Source organism: Pristimantibacillus sp. PTI5 (genome assembly GCF_048572955.1).
Taxonomy (GTDB): Bacteria; Bacillota; Bacilli; order Paenibacillales; family Paenibacillaceae; genus Pristimantibacillus.
On record NZ_CP183886.1, the window covers coordinates 352,207 to 365,792 of the forward strand.

The following is a 13,586-nucleotide window of genomic DNA, read 5'->3' on the forward strand; positions in this document are numbered from 1 at the left end:
GCTCAGCTTCTATTTATTCTTTCGGAGGACTTAAACGATATTCGGTATTTGCCATACAACCGGCGTCAGCTCGATTTGCTTGCCCAGCCACTGCTGCGTAATCTTTTGGAACATTTGCGGATCGCCGCTGCAAAAAAACTGATGCACAGGCAGTTGATCTACCCGCGAGAGCTTCCCGTTCTTATACAGAATGCCACTAATTTCGCGTGCCGTCTCGTCTGCCGAGCTGATCAGATTGACCCGCTGACCCATGACCTCGGAAATCGTTTCCGCCAAAAACGGATAATGCGTGCAGCCGAGTATAAGCGTATCCATCGGGAAACCTCGCAAATGGCCAATCGAGCTTCGCACCGTTTCATAGGTTTCGAGGGAGCGGAAATTCCCTTTCTCTACTAACGGGACAAACCGCGGGCAGGCTTCGCTGATAACCTTTACATTAGGCGAGAGCTCTCTCAAAGCCTGCTCATAGGCTCCGCTCTTTATGGTGCCTTCCGTGCCGATAACGCCGACACAGCCCGTAACCGTCAGCCCGATTGCAGCTCTTGCTCCGGGGTTAATGACGCCGACTACGGGTACCGTGACTCTGGAGCGGATATCTTCAAGACCTGCGGCTGTGGCGGTATTGCATGCTATAACTATCATTTTCGGATTAAACTGTATTAAATAATCGACAATTTCTCTTGTAAAACGAATAATTTCTTCTGAAGACCGAGGACCATAAGGCGTCCGGGCCGTGTCTCCAAAATACAGTATTTTTTCTCGCGGCAGTTGGCGCATGACTTCCTTGGCAACGGTGAGGCCGCCAACGCCTGAATCTAGTATCGCAATCGGTTGCTGCACAAACACACCGCTTTCTTAAACAAAATATAATAAATCCAGACAAAATAGCATATGAATACAGGCACAAAAACGTACCTACATCTTATCGCATAATTGGACAAGGTTCAACGGCGCGGCATGTCAAAAAACCGCTTCTTATTGCGGATTAAGCGAGCAATACAAGCTCCCAAAAGACGGGCTCCTGCCTTCTCCATTTTCCTGTTGACAACTTAAATGTATATCACTTAATATTTAAATGATTTAAATATTTATTGATGAAACGATAAAGAGGTGAAACAAAATGGATCCGGGGTCAGACCAGTCTTCCGAGCTTATCGTAGAACGATTCCACAGAGCCATGACGGCAACCCACCGCAAGATCGGAACACTCATTTCGCAGAAGCTGGACAATGACTTGACCGCTCCCCAATGCTTTATTTTGAGCATTATTTCAAACGAACGGAACATTACCGTCTCCCGCTTAGCCGACAAAATGGGTGTCAAGCCGAGTGCGATTACCGTAATGCTTGACCGGCTTGTCAATAACGGCTATGCGGAACGCATCCACGACTCCAAGGACCGGCGCGTCGTACTCGTGCAATGCACGGACAAAGGCAGCGAAGCGCTGCTGCGCATAAAAGGCGATGTTCAAGCTTTGCTGAAGCATCATCTGCGGGAGATGGAACCAGCGGAAATGCTTCAATTCGTGCAAACATTCGAGAAAATCGCAGCCGAGCTTTCGAAGGACGACGATTAACGGCCGCGGATGACTGACTACAACATCGAACAGGAGATATTCACAAATGGAAAATACAAAACAAAAAGAAGCTCCGCCCGTTTCGGCAGATGCCGGAAATAAACGCGGCTTACTGATCATCGGCTTGCTCATCGCCATGCTGTTCGCGGCGCTGGACGGCACCATCGTCGGTACGGCAATGCCAACGATCATTAGGGAAATGGGCGGATTGGAGCTGATGGCTTGGCTCACCACGGCCTACATGCTAACTTCGACCACGATTGTGCCTATTGCCGGCAAACTCGCTGATTTATTGGGACGCAAGCTCGTTTACGTTAGCGGAATTATCATTTTTATTATCGGCTCCGCGCTTTGCGGCGTGGCAGGCAACATTGAACAGCTTATTATTTTCCGGGCGATTCAAGGTCTTGGCGGCGGAATTATGATGCCTATGGCCATGATCATCATCGGCGACTTGTTTACAGGCAAGCAGCGCGCCAAATGGCAGGGCGTTTTCGCGGCGGTGTTCGGCCTCTCCTCGGTGCTTGGACCGCAGGTCGGGGGCTGGATCGTTGACGCATGGAATTGGCGCTGGGTGTTTTACATCAACCTGCCCGTCGGTATCCTTGCAGCGATTTTAATCGCTATTTCCCTTAGCGGCAAAAAAGCGGAAGGCCGCGTCAAATTCGACTGGCCCGGTATTTTTACCATGGTGGTCGGCGTTGTCAGCCTATTGCTCGGCTTATCGCTCGGCGGCAGCGAATTCGACTGGGTATCCTGGCAAATCATCGGCTTATTCGTATTATCCGTCCTCTCGCTCGCGTGGTTCGTGCGCATCGAGTCCACGACGGAAGAGCCTATTTTGCCGGTTAAACTATTTAAAGACAGAACCTTTACGGTGATTAACGGAATTGGCTTCTTTATGAGCCTAGGCATGTTCGGCGCCATTATGTTCGTGCCTCTCTTCATGCAATGGATCGTCGGCATTTCGGCGTCCGAATCCGGAACGGTCATGATGCCTATGATGATTTCGATGATGATTTTCAGCGTAATCGGCGGCCAAGTCGTATACAAAATCGGCGTTCGCTTGCAGCTTGCCATCGGCATGGTCATCGTTGCTGCCGCATTCTTCCTGCTGACTACGCTGGATGCCACGACAGCTAAGCTTGCTGCCTCTTCGTTTATGGTCGTGCTCGGCATCGGGATCGGTCTCGTTATGCCTCTGCTTACGCTCGTGCTTCAAGAATCGTATCCGAAGTCGCAGCTTGGCGTCGTAACGTCATCCAGCACTTTCTTCCGTCAAATCGGCGGCACTTTCGGAATGACCTTGCTCGGCGCTGTCATGAATATGCAGTCGAGCAGCCACTTGAAGGAACGCCTTGTCCCGCTGCTCGGTGAGCTGCCCGAAGAAGCGAAGACATTCGCAGACCAAACCTCGGCTACCGTTGCTTCGAATCCGCAGGCGATTTATTCGACGCTGCTTGATCCGAAAGTGCTTGCGCAATTTCCGAAGGATCTGACCGACAAAATGGTGCCTGTCGTAAAATCGACGCTGATCGATTCGCTGCATACCGTGTTTTGGGTCGGCCTTGCATTCATACTGATCGGAACGGCGCTTACGCTTCTGCTTAAAAACGTAAAGCTCATTCAGCCGGTGAAGGCAGATAAAACTTCCGAAAGCTCGGAGCCGCAATTAAACCACATTTAATTTCTTTTTCTTAAACGGGACCGCGAATGGCTGCCTAAAGCAGTATCGCGGTCCTTTTTCTTTTGGCTGCGCGCAGGCTGTTTAGTTAGCTCCGTTTCGGGTACATAAAAGTAGAAACTAGTAAACTCAGCATAGGGACAAGTATGAATAAGGAGGACGATTTGATGACGGAAAAGAAAAAGCCGAATGGACGTTTACAAGGTAAAATAGCGCTGATTACAGGTGCAGGCTCCGGAATCGGCAAAGCAACTGCGCTGAAATTTGCCAAGGAGGGCGCTGATTTAGTCCTTCTGGATGTAAAGGAAGAAGCCATGGAAGACGTTTGCCGCAAAGTACATAAGTATAACGTCGAATGCTTATCTATCGAGACGGATATTTCCAATGAAATTCAGCTTGCGAACGCCTATCGGCAGATTAGGGACCGGTTCGGCCGACTCGATATCGTATATGCCAATGCCGGCATTAACGGCGTCTTGACGCCGATTGAATTGATGGATTTCGATGATTGGAATACAACGCTGCAGGTCAATTTGAGCGGCACCTTCCTCACCGTGAAACATGCGATCCCGTTATTAAAGGACAAAGGCGGCAGCATTTTGATTACAAGCTCTATCAACGGGAATCGCGTCTTCTCTAATATTGGCTTCAGCGCATACAGCAGTACGAAAGCCGGTCAGGTCGCATTTGCCAAAATGGCTGCGCTTGAGCTTGCCCAGTACAAAATTCGCGTAAACGTCATCTGCCCCGGAGCGATCGAAACCAATATCGAGGAGAACACCGAACGAACGCCTGAGTTGGATCGCGTAACGATCCCCGTGGAATTCCCTGAGGGGGATCATCCGCTTGAGGACGGGCCTGGCAGCGCCTCGCAGGTTGCTAAGCTGGCTTTGTTCCTTGCCTCCGAGGATTCCAGTCACATTTCAGGCACAACCGTATACATCGACGGCGCGGAGTCCTTGCTGCGGGGATAATGCCGTTATTTTGAATATGCAATTCCAAATAGAAAAAGGAGCGGGAGCCAATGTTCAAAGAATGCCTGCATCACTCATCCGATTTAAAATGGGCCTATGCCTATGATTGCGATACCTTCCATCTCAGGCTCCGCACCAAAAGAGACGACGTTGAAGAAGCCGTGGCCGTCACTGGAGACAAATACGACTGGGAAAAACATTCGATCGATATCCAAATGGAAAAAATAGCGGCAGATTCCTTATATGATTACTGGGAAGCTGTCATTAAGCCGGAGTTTCGGCGTTTTTCTTACGGTTTTCGCGTCAGCAGCGGAGATGAAACCTTATGGCTGATCGAAAATGGGATCTTTGAGGAGCAGCCGACCCCGCCGGGCGGCTACTTTGAAGTCCCTTTTATTCATGCCGTTGATTTGTTTGACGCGCCTGAATGGGCAAAGTCCGCTATCTTCTATCAGATTATGCCAGACCGCTTCGCCAATGGAGACACGGACAACGATCCGGAAGGCATACGCCCTTGGGGCGAAACGCCGGGCGGCGAAGACCATTTCGGCGGTGATCTGCAGGGTATCATCGATAATCTAAAGCATTTAACCGATTTGGGCATCAATGCGATTTATATGACGCCTCTCTTCACGGCACCGTCTAACCACAAATACGACACGATCGATTACAAGCAAATCGATCCGCAGTTCGGTGATGCCCAGCTGCTCAAAAAACTCGTAAAGGCTTGCCATGAGCTTGGCATACGTGTCGTGCTGGACGCTGTCTTTAATCATACGAGCGAGCAATTCCCTCCCTTCCAGGACGTCATTCAAAACGGAGAAAACTCCCGTTACAAGGATTGGTTCCATCTCAGCAGCTTCCCCGTCGAAGTGAAGGATGGCATCCCGAACTATGCGACCTTTGGCTTTTACGGCAATATGCCTAAGCTGAATACCGCCCATCCCGAGGTGAAGCAGTACTTGCTCGACATCGCGGTGTACTGGATGAGGGAAGCCGATATCGACGGCTGGAGACTCGATGTCGCCAATGAAATCGACCACGCTTTCTGGCGCGATTTCCGAACGGCCGTCAAAACCGAAAAACCCGATGCCTTTATTATCGGCGAAGTATGGGGCAACTCCCTAAACTGGCTGCATGGGGATGAATTTGATTCCGCCATGAATTATCCTTTCACCAATGAGGTGACTGATTTTTTCAACTCCGTCGACAGCGCTGCTTCGACTTTCGCCGACCAAATCAACCGGCTGCTTATGCGCTATCCGCAGCAAACGAATGAGGCCTTATTTAATCTCCTATCGAGCCATGACATCCCGCGTGCGGGAACAAGATTCGGCGGCAATAAGGATCGTTTGAAGCTTGCCATTGTATTCATGCTAACCTCGATGGGCATTCCCTGCATTTACTACGGGGATGAGATTGGCATAGACGGCGGCAATGATCCGGACTGCCGTAAATGCATGGAGTGGGATACCGATAAGCAGGACCGTGAGCTGTTTGACTTCTATCAGCTTCTAATCTCCCTTCGCAAAGAGCATGCCGTCCTGCGTGACGGACGATTCCGCTTCCTGCAGGCAGATAACGAGAGCGGTACGCTGCTCTTCGAACGGTTAAACGGCAAGCAGCATTTTACCATTTGGATGAACAACACGGAGGACACGGTTACGCTCAAACATCCTATGAACACTGACGATTGGCATGATGCCCTTACGAACGATGAGGTCCATACCATCGATGAACAGCTTCAAATCGAGCTTGCACCGCTTGACTTCAGAATCCTATATCGGAACATATAGATGCATAAAGGCCCATACCTTGTCATATTGACAAGGTATGGGCCTTTTTTCTGTTTGTTTCTTCTACATCCTAACTTATTGGAAGAAATTAGCTCGCGCGCTCCACCTTTTTTTAATTATCAGTTTCAAACTCGTTTTTGAAGGTTAATGATTCAATAACAGAACGCAGCAAAATAACCACACATACCAGACAGGGGGAAATTGAATTGAATAGTCCTACAGAATGTATTGCCATGTTATTAGCAGGTGGAGAAGGACGCCGATTAGCGCCGCTGACGAGTAATGCCGCCAAGCCCATCATCCCCTTCGGTGATCGCTATCGAATGATCGATTTCCCATTGAATAACTGTGCAAATTCAAATATTAAAACCATTGGCGTACTCACGCAGTACTGTGCCGATAGCGTCCATAAATATGTATTGACAGATAAACACGAAGAAGAGGCGAAAAACACGCCAAACGGTGTTTCCATTCTGCCCTCCTCGCGCAAATGCGCGGACGGCTATGCAGGTACCGCAGATGCCATTTACCAGAACATGGATTATATTGACCGGCATAATCCCGAGCATGTGCTCATACTCTCAGGCGACCATATTTACGAAATGGATTATAAGCCAATGCTCGAATTCCATAAAAACCGCAGCGCAGCCGTAACTATTGCGGTCAAACAAGTTCCTTGGCGGGAAGCAAGCCGTTTTGGCATCCTCAAAACGGATGAGCAGTTCCGGGTCAGCTCGTTCCATGAGAAGCCTGTTGAGCCAAATAGTAATTTAGCTTCCATGGGCATTTATTTGTTCCGCTGGGCGGAGCTGAAAAAATATCTTTTGGAGGATGCCGCAAACCCCGATTCCAACCATGATTTTGGCAAAGATGTTATTCCTGCTATTCTTTCCTCCAACGCCAATATGGTCGCTTATCCTTATGAGGGCTACTGGCGCGATGTCGGTACGATCGACAGCTTATGGGAAGCAAACATGGACCTTTTGGACGGCGAGCTGAAGCTGGACAGCCATGACTGGAAGGCGCAAGCCGGTGTACATAACACCATGGAAAAACCTTATTTGAGCCAGAAAGCTACGGTTACGGATTCCATTCTTCATCCGGCATGCGCGGTTGAGGCAGATGTCACGCGTTCTGTCATTTGCACAGGCGTAACGATTGGCGCCGACAGCGAGATTTACGAGAGCATCATCATGCCAGGTGCCAGAATCGGAAGAAACGTTACCATTCACCGTGCGATTATCGGTGAGGGTGCGGTCATTCATGACGGTGCGTTTATCGGAAAACTAAACGATGAGATATCGGTGGTTGGCCCGGGTGAAGCGATTACCGCGGCAGCATCGGCCTTAAAGGATTACCAAATGGAGCCGATGGCTACTTTGCTGAGCTCTTCGCCAAATCGGGTTCACAGCAATATTCTCGGATAAACAGCTTAATATTAAACAAGGCAATCCGCTGAAGCATTGGCTCCGCGCGGATTGCCTTGTTTTTTAGCACCTCATTTAGCTACCCGTCATGTTTTTTTGGCGATTTCATTCCTTTCGCCAAAAATTGTTTTAATTCTCTTTGGATACGGCTGCTTCTGTCTCTCCTGCTTCGATCGTGCTTACGGCCTCGTCGCTGCCAGCTGCCGGCAATGCTTCAATTGATACTTCCGTTTCTTCTGTGCCTTTGCTGCGCGTCCTGACACTGCTCACGACATTGCTTGCTGCCTGCTTCGTTTTATCAGCAATCTGAATGGCTTGATCACCGATTTGTTTGGCGATGCGGCCCGTTGTATCTCCCACTTGGCCTGCCACCTTTACCGTCGTGTCGCTTACTTTCTGAGCGCCGACCGAAATATCATGACGCAGCTCCTTACCTGGCTTTGGAGCCAATAACAATGCCGTAATCGAGCCAACGACACCTCCGGCTAATGCGCCTAGGAAAAATCCTTTTGTTTGTTTACGTGTTGACATTTTTTTCGCTCCTTTCGAGTTTAGCGCGCGATTCGCCTTTTACAACTGACTAGGTTTCCGATTCGAATACGGGGCCATTATGTTCATCCTCGGTTCTTGTTTCTGGCTTTCGGCTAGTTTGCCACAGCTGCCACGCAGCCATTCCTAGCTCAGCCCATTCAAGCGCTTCGCTGACCTGCCGCTTCGTCCTATACCGCTTCGCATGCTGTTCGGCCGATTCCGATAGTACGGATGTGATGCGCTCAGCTGCCGATGTCGTATGCGCAATTGCCCCGCCAACCTGACCCGCTGCCTCGAACAGCTTGCTTGCCGCTTGCAGCTGGCGATGGGCTTCACGGATTGTTTTCTCTGCCGGTTGTATAAGCCCGCTTAGCTCTAGGCTCAGCTTATTCAAATCCTGCCGCATCGCTTCTGCCTCCGCTTGTACCTGGCCCAGCCTGCTTAGCGCTGACCGTAATGCCACGAGAATGCCTGCCGCTAAAATGACAAATGCTCCCGCGGCTATTCCTGCGATCCACGTCATGACCATGCCCGTATTCCTCCTCCTCTGTCAATTGCAGGGCCTTACGTTTCAAAGTCCTAGACGAATGCCCACTTGCGTAATGACAGTATAATCAGCATGGGCTTGTCATGACACAACCTCATGAAAAATCATAACCGGACCGGTTCCATTTTTTTTTGAGCAAAATAGTAACTACGGAAGCAAATACAAAAAAAAGCCGTCTCCACAAATCCCTTGGGATTTGCAAAGACGGCCTTAACAGGCCTCGCTCGCTCGTTCGTTAACCGATTTGGTAACTGCACTTGCCTCCGCCTTTGGCCAAGCACTCTGTTCGCACAACGGGGACGTCTAACAGAGACTTAAACAAGGAAAGCTCGCAGCTGCATGCTTGAAGGTATTTGCCGGCAACCTGGGCAATCGGGCAGTTATATTCATACAGCATGTAGCTGCCGTCGGATTTCGCTTCCGTTTCCGCCATATAACCTCCCGCGTTTTGAATCGCAGCAAGCTCGCTAACCTTTTGCTCCAAGCTCTTGCCCGCCATCCGCGGCTCATAGCGCTCCAGCAGCTTTTTCTTGCGCCCTTCGAACATCCGGTCAATAAGCTCTGCGGTATCCGGGTCATCCGCCAGCTCATCAAGCAAATCCAGTGCAAGCAAATGATAATTTTTCGGAAAAAGCTCATCTGCTTCAGCCGTCAGTTCATAGGCATGGAGCGGTCTGCCCATCGCTTGGCGAACGGCAATGATCGAAACGCTGCCTTCGCTCTCTAACGCATACATATGGCGCCGTATCGCCATTTCCGTCAATCCCAATTCGTTTGACAAGTCGCCGGCATACATTCTGCCGCCCGTCTTCAGCAGCATCAAAATTCGCTCGCGCGTAGAATGATCTCCCTGCGTTGCCGCTTTGACGCCCACAGCGCTTGATGTTTTTATCAGCTTCAACCCTTCACCTCCTTCGCAGGCTTGATAGCGTCATTGTAACGTATTTTAACTTTTTCGTAAATGAACCAATTCTAACCGGTTATTGCCGTCCTCTTCGGTAAATGCCATCGTTTCGCGGAAATCTATCCACCATTGATAGTGATAACGCATAAATTATTCCTTAGCAAAAAAAACGGCTGCAGCCGTTAAATTGCGGCTGCAGCTCGCTTTGCTTGGCATACTGTACAAACTGTTACAACTCGCGTTCCAGATAATCCTCGATCGCTTGCTTATAGGCAGGCAATACCGTTGGAAGCGTACGGGCAAGCGGATGCAGCTCTGTTCGCTCCCAGACATAATAGTCCTGTACCAGCGGCTTACGCAGCTTTACGAGCGCGATCAGCGTATCCTGCATGTCCGCTGGAAACGCGCCCGCTTCACCCGTAATTTCAATGATGTCCTCGTAGCTGCTTGCATCCCGAAGGATAAACCCGTCAATCAGGAAGCTTCCGACATCCGTCACCGTTTCGACGGCCAGATGCAGCGCTCTTTCCTGAGCCAAGCCCTCAAGCAATGTGGCCTGCCAATTTGAGGCAAGCATGTCCAGTGCGGACGCGATTTCGGTAATCGATTGGAGCCGTACTGCTATTTGTTCTCGATTCACATAATACATCGGTCAGTCGCCCGCTTTCAGCCTTGTTTCTTCTTCTTCGACTTGCGTTTAAGCCATGCCACCATAATGATGCTGCTAAAAATAATAACCAGCAAATAAGTCATTATTTCATAAACGTCTCTCATGTCGCTCATTAATCGTTAACCTGCCTCTCAGCTTTCAAAATCAACGCTGACGGAAGCTTCGCGGACCTGCATCATATGCTCAATAACCTTTTTATGAACAGGATGCACTTGGTAAACTTCCAGCGCTTCCAATGAATCGAATTTCGTAATGAGCGCAATATCGTAAGAACGCTCCGAATGCAGCACATCAATGCCTACTTCGATGGATTTCAGCACTTCAATTTTGCCTTCCATATCTCTAAGCACCTGTGCGGTGCGTGCGACATTTTCTTTGCTGCCATCTTTTAATTTAAAGAAAACAATATGTGTTAACATTTGTTGTTCCTCCTCAGATTTCATTGTATAAATTTCAAGCGTTTGTCACATAATAACCTATGCAGTCGCATTACGGCAATCTTTAACAAGAAGGAGATCGGTACGTTATGCGCTATCGGGTTACGATTATTGCTACATTGATTGGACTAGCCATTTGCTTGTTCAACTATACCGGTTATGACCCTCACAACTTCGTGTTCTTCATGCTCAGCATCCCGGCGTGGGTCGTTGATTTATTTGTCGACATACACGAGGTAAGCGTCCTGCTTATGTACGCACTTACCATCCTGACATGGGCTTTGCTCGGTTTTATCGCCGATGTTCTCATTGCGCGCGGACGTGAAAACGAACGTTATCCCCGCTCGGCGCGTTAGCTTCAAACCAACAAAAAGGAGCCTTTCGGCTCCTTTCGCGTTATTACAGCACATTCATCAATTAGGCATTAGGCAGCTTCAACGATAAGCGTAGATTCCATCGTTGTGTGTCCTTGCCCGCATGGAATGGAGCAATAGATCTTGTAAGTGCCCGGCTCCGTAAATTCCAAATCCGTTTCCGGATGATCGTTATCCAAAGCTACTTTTAGCTCGTCAATATGTAGCCCGTGAATACCGCTTTTATTCGACAGCTTCAATCTAACCTTGTCTCCAACCTTGACTTTGTACTCTTCTTGATCGAATACGAAATCGTTAGAAGCGACAACCTTCAGCAAACTCATGCCCTCTGGCAGCGAGGCAGACTCGTCAACCGGTTTAGCGGGCAGGGCGAATGTGAGCAAATATAAGCCCAGCAACGACGCCGCTGTAAATAACGTAAACATAATCCACTTGTGCATTGCTATGTGCTCCCCTTTGCGTTCATAATGTCTACCTCTTATATTACATAAGATTGTCCGAAGTTCTCAACCTTAAACTACGGAAAGAGGAAAAGTTTTTTTGTTATTTTGACAAAACCATGAACAAATTCAAAATTAGCTGGACAAATACTGTTTTAATACCCGTTCAGACTCCGCCTTGACAAAGCCCCACAGCATAAAAAAACGGTGATGGTAGCCTCTGCAGACATAATCGGCGTGCAAACCGTCCGCTTGGCGTCTTTCTTCATAAACCTTGATACCCATTTCACGAAACTGCCGTTTGATCGCAGCGAGGTCAAGCAGCACCCTGTCCTGCATGCCGCGCATCATGGATTCATAAAACCGCGGGAGCTTTATGGCGGATGTTCCGATCACACGTATATCATGATCCAAAATACGCATGACAATTCCAAGCAGAACAAACCGTTTGACAAGCTCCAGCTCTTCTTCGGTCTGTATCGGCGGACTTGCTGCCGTTCTAACTTTGCCGCGGGTTGTTTCCTCATTAGCGGCCATTGCTACCCCTCCAGATAAGAACATTTGTTCTTATTATAGCGATTTGCCGCGATTTCATGCAAGCTAAATAAGTTTTATCCAAAAGTTACCGTTTATCCTTTAGCACCTCGATGATCTTGCGAAGCTGCTCCGGAAGCGGAAGGCCGAGCCTGCCGTAATTTTCAGTGATGGATATCAGCTCATTCGCCAAATAGAAATAAATGGCGGCGCCCATTGTCACATTATTGGTCTCCAGCAATATATCTATTCGATGGGCGAGTAAAATAACGAGCAGCGTCAATCCCTTTCGTGTCAGTCCCCAAGATCCGATAACACTGTTTAATCCTTTTCCTTCTTTAATGGCGGCGGCGACTCCCGTAATATAATCAATTCCCATCGCCACAACCAATAAAGTAAGAGATTCCTGCCAACTGCCGAAAGCAAACGTAAGAATAGAACCCATAAGACCGCAAATCGAGCATAACCAGATCAAGGACATTTTCGCCGCCTCCCCCTTCATTTCCATGTATAATACTATATGCGCGAAAACGTATGGCTGTCCGTCCTCCTTATGGCTGACAGGCGGTTTTCTATGAAAAAGGCGCTCGCCAAATCTTATTGCGATATTGGAAAATGCTAGAAAAGATAGTATTGTGTATAAAGCAATATATCGAATGAGGGTGACAGGCATGCAGTTATTTTTGAAACTTACCGTAAAGCTTCTTCGTTTAAACAATTACTTTGTCGTCTTGCTTACGTTATTGCTTGTATTTATCAGCTCTATCCTCGCATTCCTGCTGGAGCCGGATACCTTCGGACATTGGTTTAACGCTTTTTGGTGGGTCATGACGACGGTGGCGACAGTCGGCTATGGCGATTTCTTCCCCAAGAGCATTCCCGGCAAAATACTCGCAATGCTGCTCTACGTGTTCGGCATTGGCTTGCTCAGCTTATTAATCGGAAAGATTATCGATTCCATAGCTGAACTTCAACGAAGAAGAGAAGGTGGAAAATTGAAATATCAAGGCCGTGATCACATCATCGTCATTAATTGGAGCAAAAAAGCGCAGCTGGCCGTAGAAGATTTGCTCGACTCGGATCCCGGTATTGCCATCATTGTCATTGATAACAGCGATAAGCATCCCTTTGACCAGCCTCGGGTGCATTTTGTAAGCGGCGATCCGACATCGCCCGAGGTGCTTGCGATGGCTGGCATTCAAAGCGCCCGCTCGGCGATTATTTTTGCCGATCCCCGCATTGAGGATACCTCGCTGATCGACGGAAAATCGCTATTGATCGCTTCCAGCATTGAACAGGCCGCTCCTGCGGTCCATACGACGGTGGAAATCGTGCTGGAGAAGCATATTCTTAATTTCCGGCACGTACAAGTAAATGATTTTATTTTATCGCATGATGCCGTTTCCAGGTTGGCCGTACGATCCGCGTTAAAGGAAGGCAACGTCGATATCTTCATGCAGCTGCTCAGCAGAAAATACGGCGAGGACGTCTATGAGATTCCGGTCGACCCCCGCTGGGCGACATATGGCGATGCCTTCCAAGCGCTGCTCACGAAGGGAGCTACGCTCATTGCGGACCGCACCGACATGGGCATTAACCGAAAGCTTGATGAATCGATCCCGATCAATGCCCGCTTATTCGTGATCTCCAATGACGAGACCATTAACCAAATTAGATCAGAGAGGAAGTAAT

At 48.9% G+C, this 13,586-nt stretch carries 16 protein-coding genes; 7 read left to right on the plus strand and 9 right to left on the minus strand.

All coding sequences use genetic code 11. The features are described 5' to 3' along the window. Positions 1–30: 30 nt before the first annotated feature. Positions 31–840, minus strand: a complete 810-nt coding sequence (gene racE, locus ACN6MW_RS01880) for a glutamate racemase (RefSeq protein WP_419873965.1) — start codon at positions 838–840, stop codon at positions 31–33. Positions 841–1,120: 280 nt separating this feature from the next. Between racE and ACN6MW_RS01885 the strand changes: the two genes are divergently transcribed. The 5 genes from ACN6MW_RS01885 to ACN6MW_RS01905 all read left to right on the plus strand — a co-directional run bounded on the left by ACN6MW_RS01885 (position 1,121) and on the right by ACN6MW_RS01905 (position 7,457). Continuing rightward, a complete protein-coding gene (locus ACN6MW_RS01885) occupies positions 1,121–1,576 on the plus strand; it encodes a MarR family winged helix-turn-helix transcriptional regulator (RefSeq protein ID WP_419873966.1) in 456 nt (151 codons plus the stop codon). Between the two features lie 46 nt (positions 1,577–1,622). Beyond that, positions 1,623–3,263 (plus strand): MDR family MFS transporter, encoded by a 1,641-nt coding sequence (locus ACN6MW_RS01890; RefSeq protein ID WP_419873967.1) that lies wholly within the window; start codon positions 1,623–1,625, stop codon positions 3,261–3,263. Positions 3,264–3,427: 164 nt separating this feature from the next. Further along, positions 3,428–4,234 carry an SDR family oxidoreductase gene (locus ACN6MW_RS01895; protein WP_419873968.1) on the plus strand — a complete coding sequence of 269 codons (807 nt, stop codon included), beginning with the start codon at positions 3,428–3,430 and terminating at the stop codon, positions 4,232–4,234. 50 nt (positions 4,235–4,284) lie between these two features. After that, positions 4,285–6,030 carry an alpha-glycosidase gene (locus ACN6MW_RS01900; protein ID WP_419873969.1) on the plus strand — a complete coding sequence of 582 codons (1,746 nt, stop codon included), beginning with the start codon at positions 4,285–4,287 and terminating at the stop codon, positions 6,028–6,030. Positions 6,031–6,236: 206 nt separating this feature from the next. Further along, positions 6,237–7,457 (plus strand): glucose-1-phosphate adenylyltransferase, encoded by a 1,221-nt coding sequence (locus ACN6MW_RS01905; RefSeq protein WP_419873970.1) that lies wholly within the window; start codon positions 6,237–6,239, stop codon positions 7,455–7,457. A gap of 129 nt (positions 7,458–7,586) precedes the next feature. Here the strand turns inward: ACN6MW_RS01905 and ACN6MW_RS01910 are convergent, their stop codons facing one another. From ACN6MW_RS01910 to ACN6MW_RS01930, 5 genes are all read right to left on the minus strand, one after another. After that, positions 7,587–7,988 (minus strand): YtxH domain-containing protein, encoded by a 402-nt coding sequence (locus tag ACN6MW_RS01910; RefSeq protein WP_419873971.1) that lies wholly within the window; start codon positions 7,986–7,988, stop codon positions 7,587–7,589. A gap of 49 nt (positions 7,989–8,037) precedes the next feature. Further along, positions 8,038–8,517: a DUF948 domain-containing protein gene (locus ACN6MW_RS01915; protein WP_419873972.1), complete on the minus strand. Its 480-nt coding sequence runs from the start codon at positions 8,515–8,517 to the stop codon at positions 8,038–8,040. Between the two features lie 253 nt (positions 8,518–8,770). Continuing rightward, on the minus strand, positions 8,771–9,355 hold the full coding sequence (locus tag ACN6MW_RS01920; protein ID WP_419876247.1) for a helix-turn-helix transcriptional regulator: 585 nt from the start codon (positions 9,353–9,355) through the stop codon (positions 8,771–8,773). A gap of 313 nt (positions 9,356–9,668) precedes the next feature. Beyond that, a complete protein-coding gene (locus tag ACN6MW_RS01925) occupies positions 9,669–10,088 on the minus strand; it encodes a DUF86 domain-containing protein (RefSeq protein WP_419873973.1) in 420 nt (139 codons plus the stop codon). 152 nt (positions 10,089–10,240) lie between these two features. Next, the gene (locus ACN6MW_RS01930) at positions 10,241–10,528 is read right to left on the minus strand and encodes a Dabb family protein (protein WP_419873974.1); all 288 of its coding nucleotides are present in this window, start codon (positions 10,526–10,528) and stop codon (positions 10,241–10,243) included. 107 nt (positions 10,529–10,635) lie between these two features. Between ACN6MW_RS01930 and ACN6MW_RS01935 the strand changes: the two genes are divergently transcribed. Further along, positions 10,636–10,902, plus strand: a complete 267-nt coding sequence (locus tag ACN6MW_RS01935; protein ID WP_419873975.1) for a hypothetical protein — start codon at positions 10,636–10,638, stop codon at positions 10,900–10,902. A gap of 68 nt (positions 10,903–10,970) precedes the next feature. On the opposite strand, the gene ACN6MW_RS01940 is transcribed toward ACN6MW_RS01935, so the two are convergent. The 3 genes from ACN6MW_RS01940 to ACN6MW_RS01950 all read right to left on the minus strand — a co-directional run bounded on the left by ACN6MW_RS01940 (position 10,971) and on the right by ACN6MW_RS01950 (position 12,375). Next, complete coding sequence (locus ACN6MW_RS01940; RefSeq protein WP_419873976.1) at positions 10,971–11,360, minus strand: cytochrome C oxidase subunit II; 390 nt, start codon at positions 11,358–11,360, stop codon at positions 10,971–10,973. Positions 11,361–11,495: 135 nt separating this feature from the next. Further along, complete coding sequence (locus tag ACN6MW_RS01945) at positions 11,496–11,897, minus strand: hypothetical protein (RefSeq protein ID WP_364149441.1); 402 nt, start codon at positions 11,895–11,897, stop codon at positions 11,496–11,498. A gap of 85 nt (positions 11,898–11,982) precedes the next feature. Beyond that, on the minus strand, positions 11,983–12,375 hold the full coding sequence (locus tag ACN6MW_RS01950) for a phage holin family protein (protein WP_364149443.1): 393 nt from the start codon (positions 12,373–12,375) through the stop codon (positions 11,983–11,985). A 190-nt stretch (positions 12,376–12,565) separates the two neighbouring features. Here ACN6MW_RS01950 and ACN6MW_RS01955 point away from each other — a divergent pair, with 190 nt between their 5' ends. Further along, the gene (locus ACN6MW_RS01955) at positions 12,566–13,585 is read left to right on the plus strand and encodes a potassium channel family protein (protein ID WP_419873977.1); all 1,020 of its coding nucleotides are present in this window, start codon (positions 12,566–12,568) and stop codon (positions 13,583–13,585) included. Position 13,586 lies beyond the last annotated feature (1 nt).

Coding starts and splice junctions, on each gene's coding strand:
- ACN6MW_RS01885 (WP_419873966.1), top strand. CDS start 1,121: ATGGATCCGGGGTCAGACCAGTCTTCCGAGCTTATCGTAGAACGATTC.
- ACN6MW_RS01890 (WP_419873967.1), top strand. CDS start 1,623: ATGGAAAATACAAAACAAAAAGAAGCTCCGCCCGTTTCGGCAGATGCC.
- ACN6MW_RS01895 (WP_419873968.1), top strand. CDS start 3,428: ATGACGGAAAAGAAAAAGCCGAATGGACGTTTACAAGGTAAAATAGCG.
- ACN6MW_RS01900 (WP_419873969.1), top strand. CDS start 4,285: ATGTTCAAAGAATGCCTGCATCACTCATCCGATTTAAAATGGGCCTAT.
- ACN6MW_RS01910 (WP_419873971.1), bottom strand. CDS start 7,988: ATGTCAACACGTAAACAAACAAAAGGATTTTTCCTAGGCGCATTAGCC.
- ACN6MW_RS01915 (WP_419873972.1), bottom strand. CDS start 8,517: ATGGTCATGACGTGGATCGCAGGAATAGCCGCGGGAGCATTTGTCATT.
- ACN6MW_RS01920 (WP_419876247.1), bottom strand. CDS start 9,355: ATGCTGCTGAAGACGGGCGGCAGAATGTATGCCGGCGACTTGTCAAAC.
- ACN6MW_RS01925 (WP_419873973.1), bottom strand. CDS start 10,088: ATGTATTATGTGAATCGAGAACAAATAGCAGTACGGCTCCAATCGATT.
- ACN6MW_RS01930 (WP_419873974.1), bottom strand. CDS start 10,528: ATGTTAACACATATTGTTTTCTTTAAATTAAAAGATGGCAGCAAAGAA.
- ACN6MW_RS01935 (WP_419873975.1), top strand. CDS start 10,636: ATGCGCTATCGGGTTACGATTATTGCTACATTGATTGGACTAGCCATT.
- ACN6MW_RS01940 (WP_419873976.1), bottom strand. CDS start 11,360: ATGCACAAGTGGATTATGTTTACGTTATTTACAGCGGCGTCGTTGCTG.
- ACN6MW_RS01945 (WP_364149441.1), bottom strand. CDS start 11,897: ATGGCCGCTAATGAGGAAACAACCCGCGGCAAAGTTAGAACGGCAGCA.
- ACN6MW_RS01950 (WP_364149443.1), bottom strand. CDS start 12,375: ATGTCCTTGATCTGGTTATGCTCGATTTGCGGTCTTATGGGTTCTATT.
- ACN6MW_RS01955 (WP_419873977.1), top strand. CDS start 12,566: ATGCAGTTATTTTTGAAACTTACCGTAAAGCTTCTTCGTTTAAACAAT.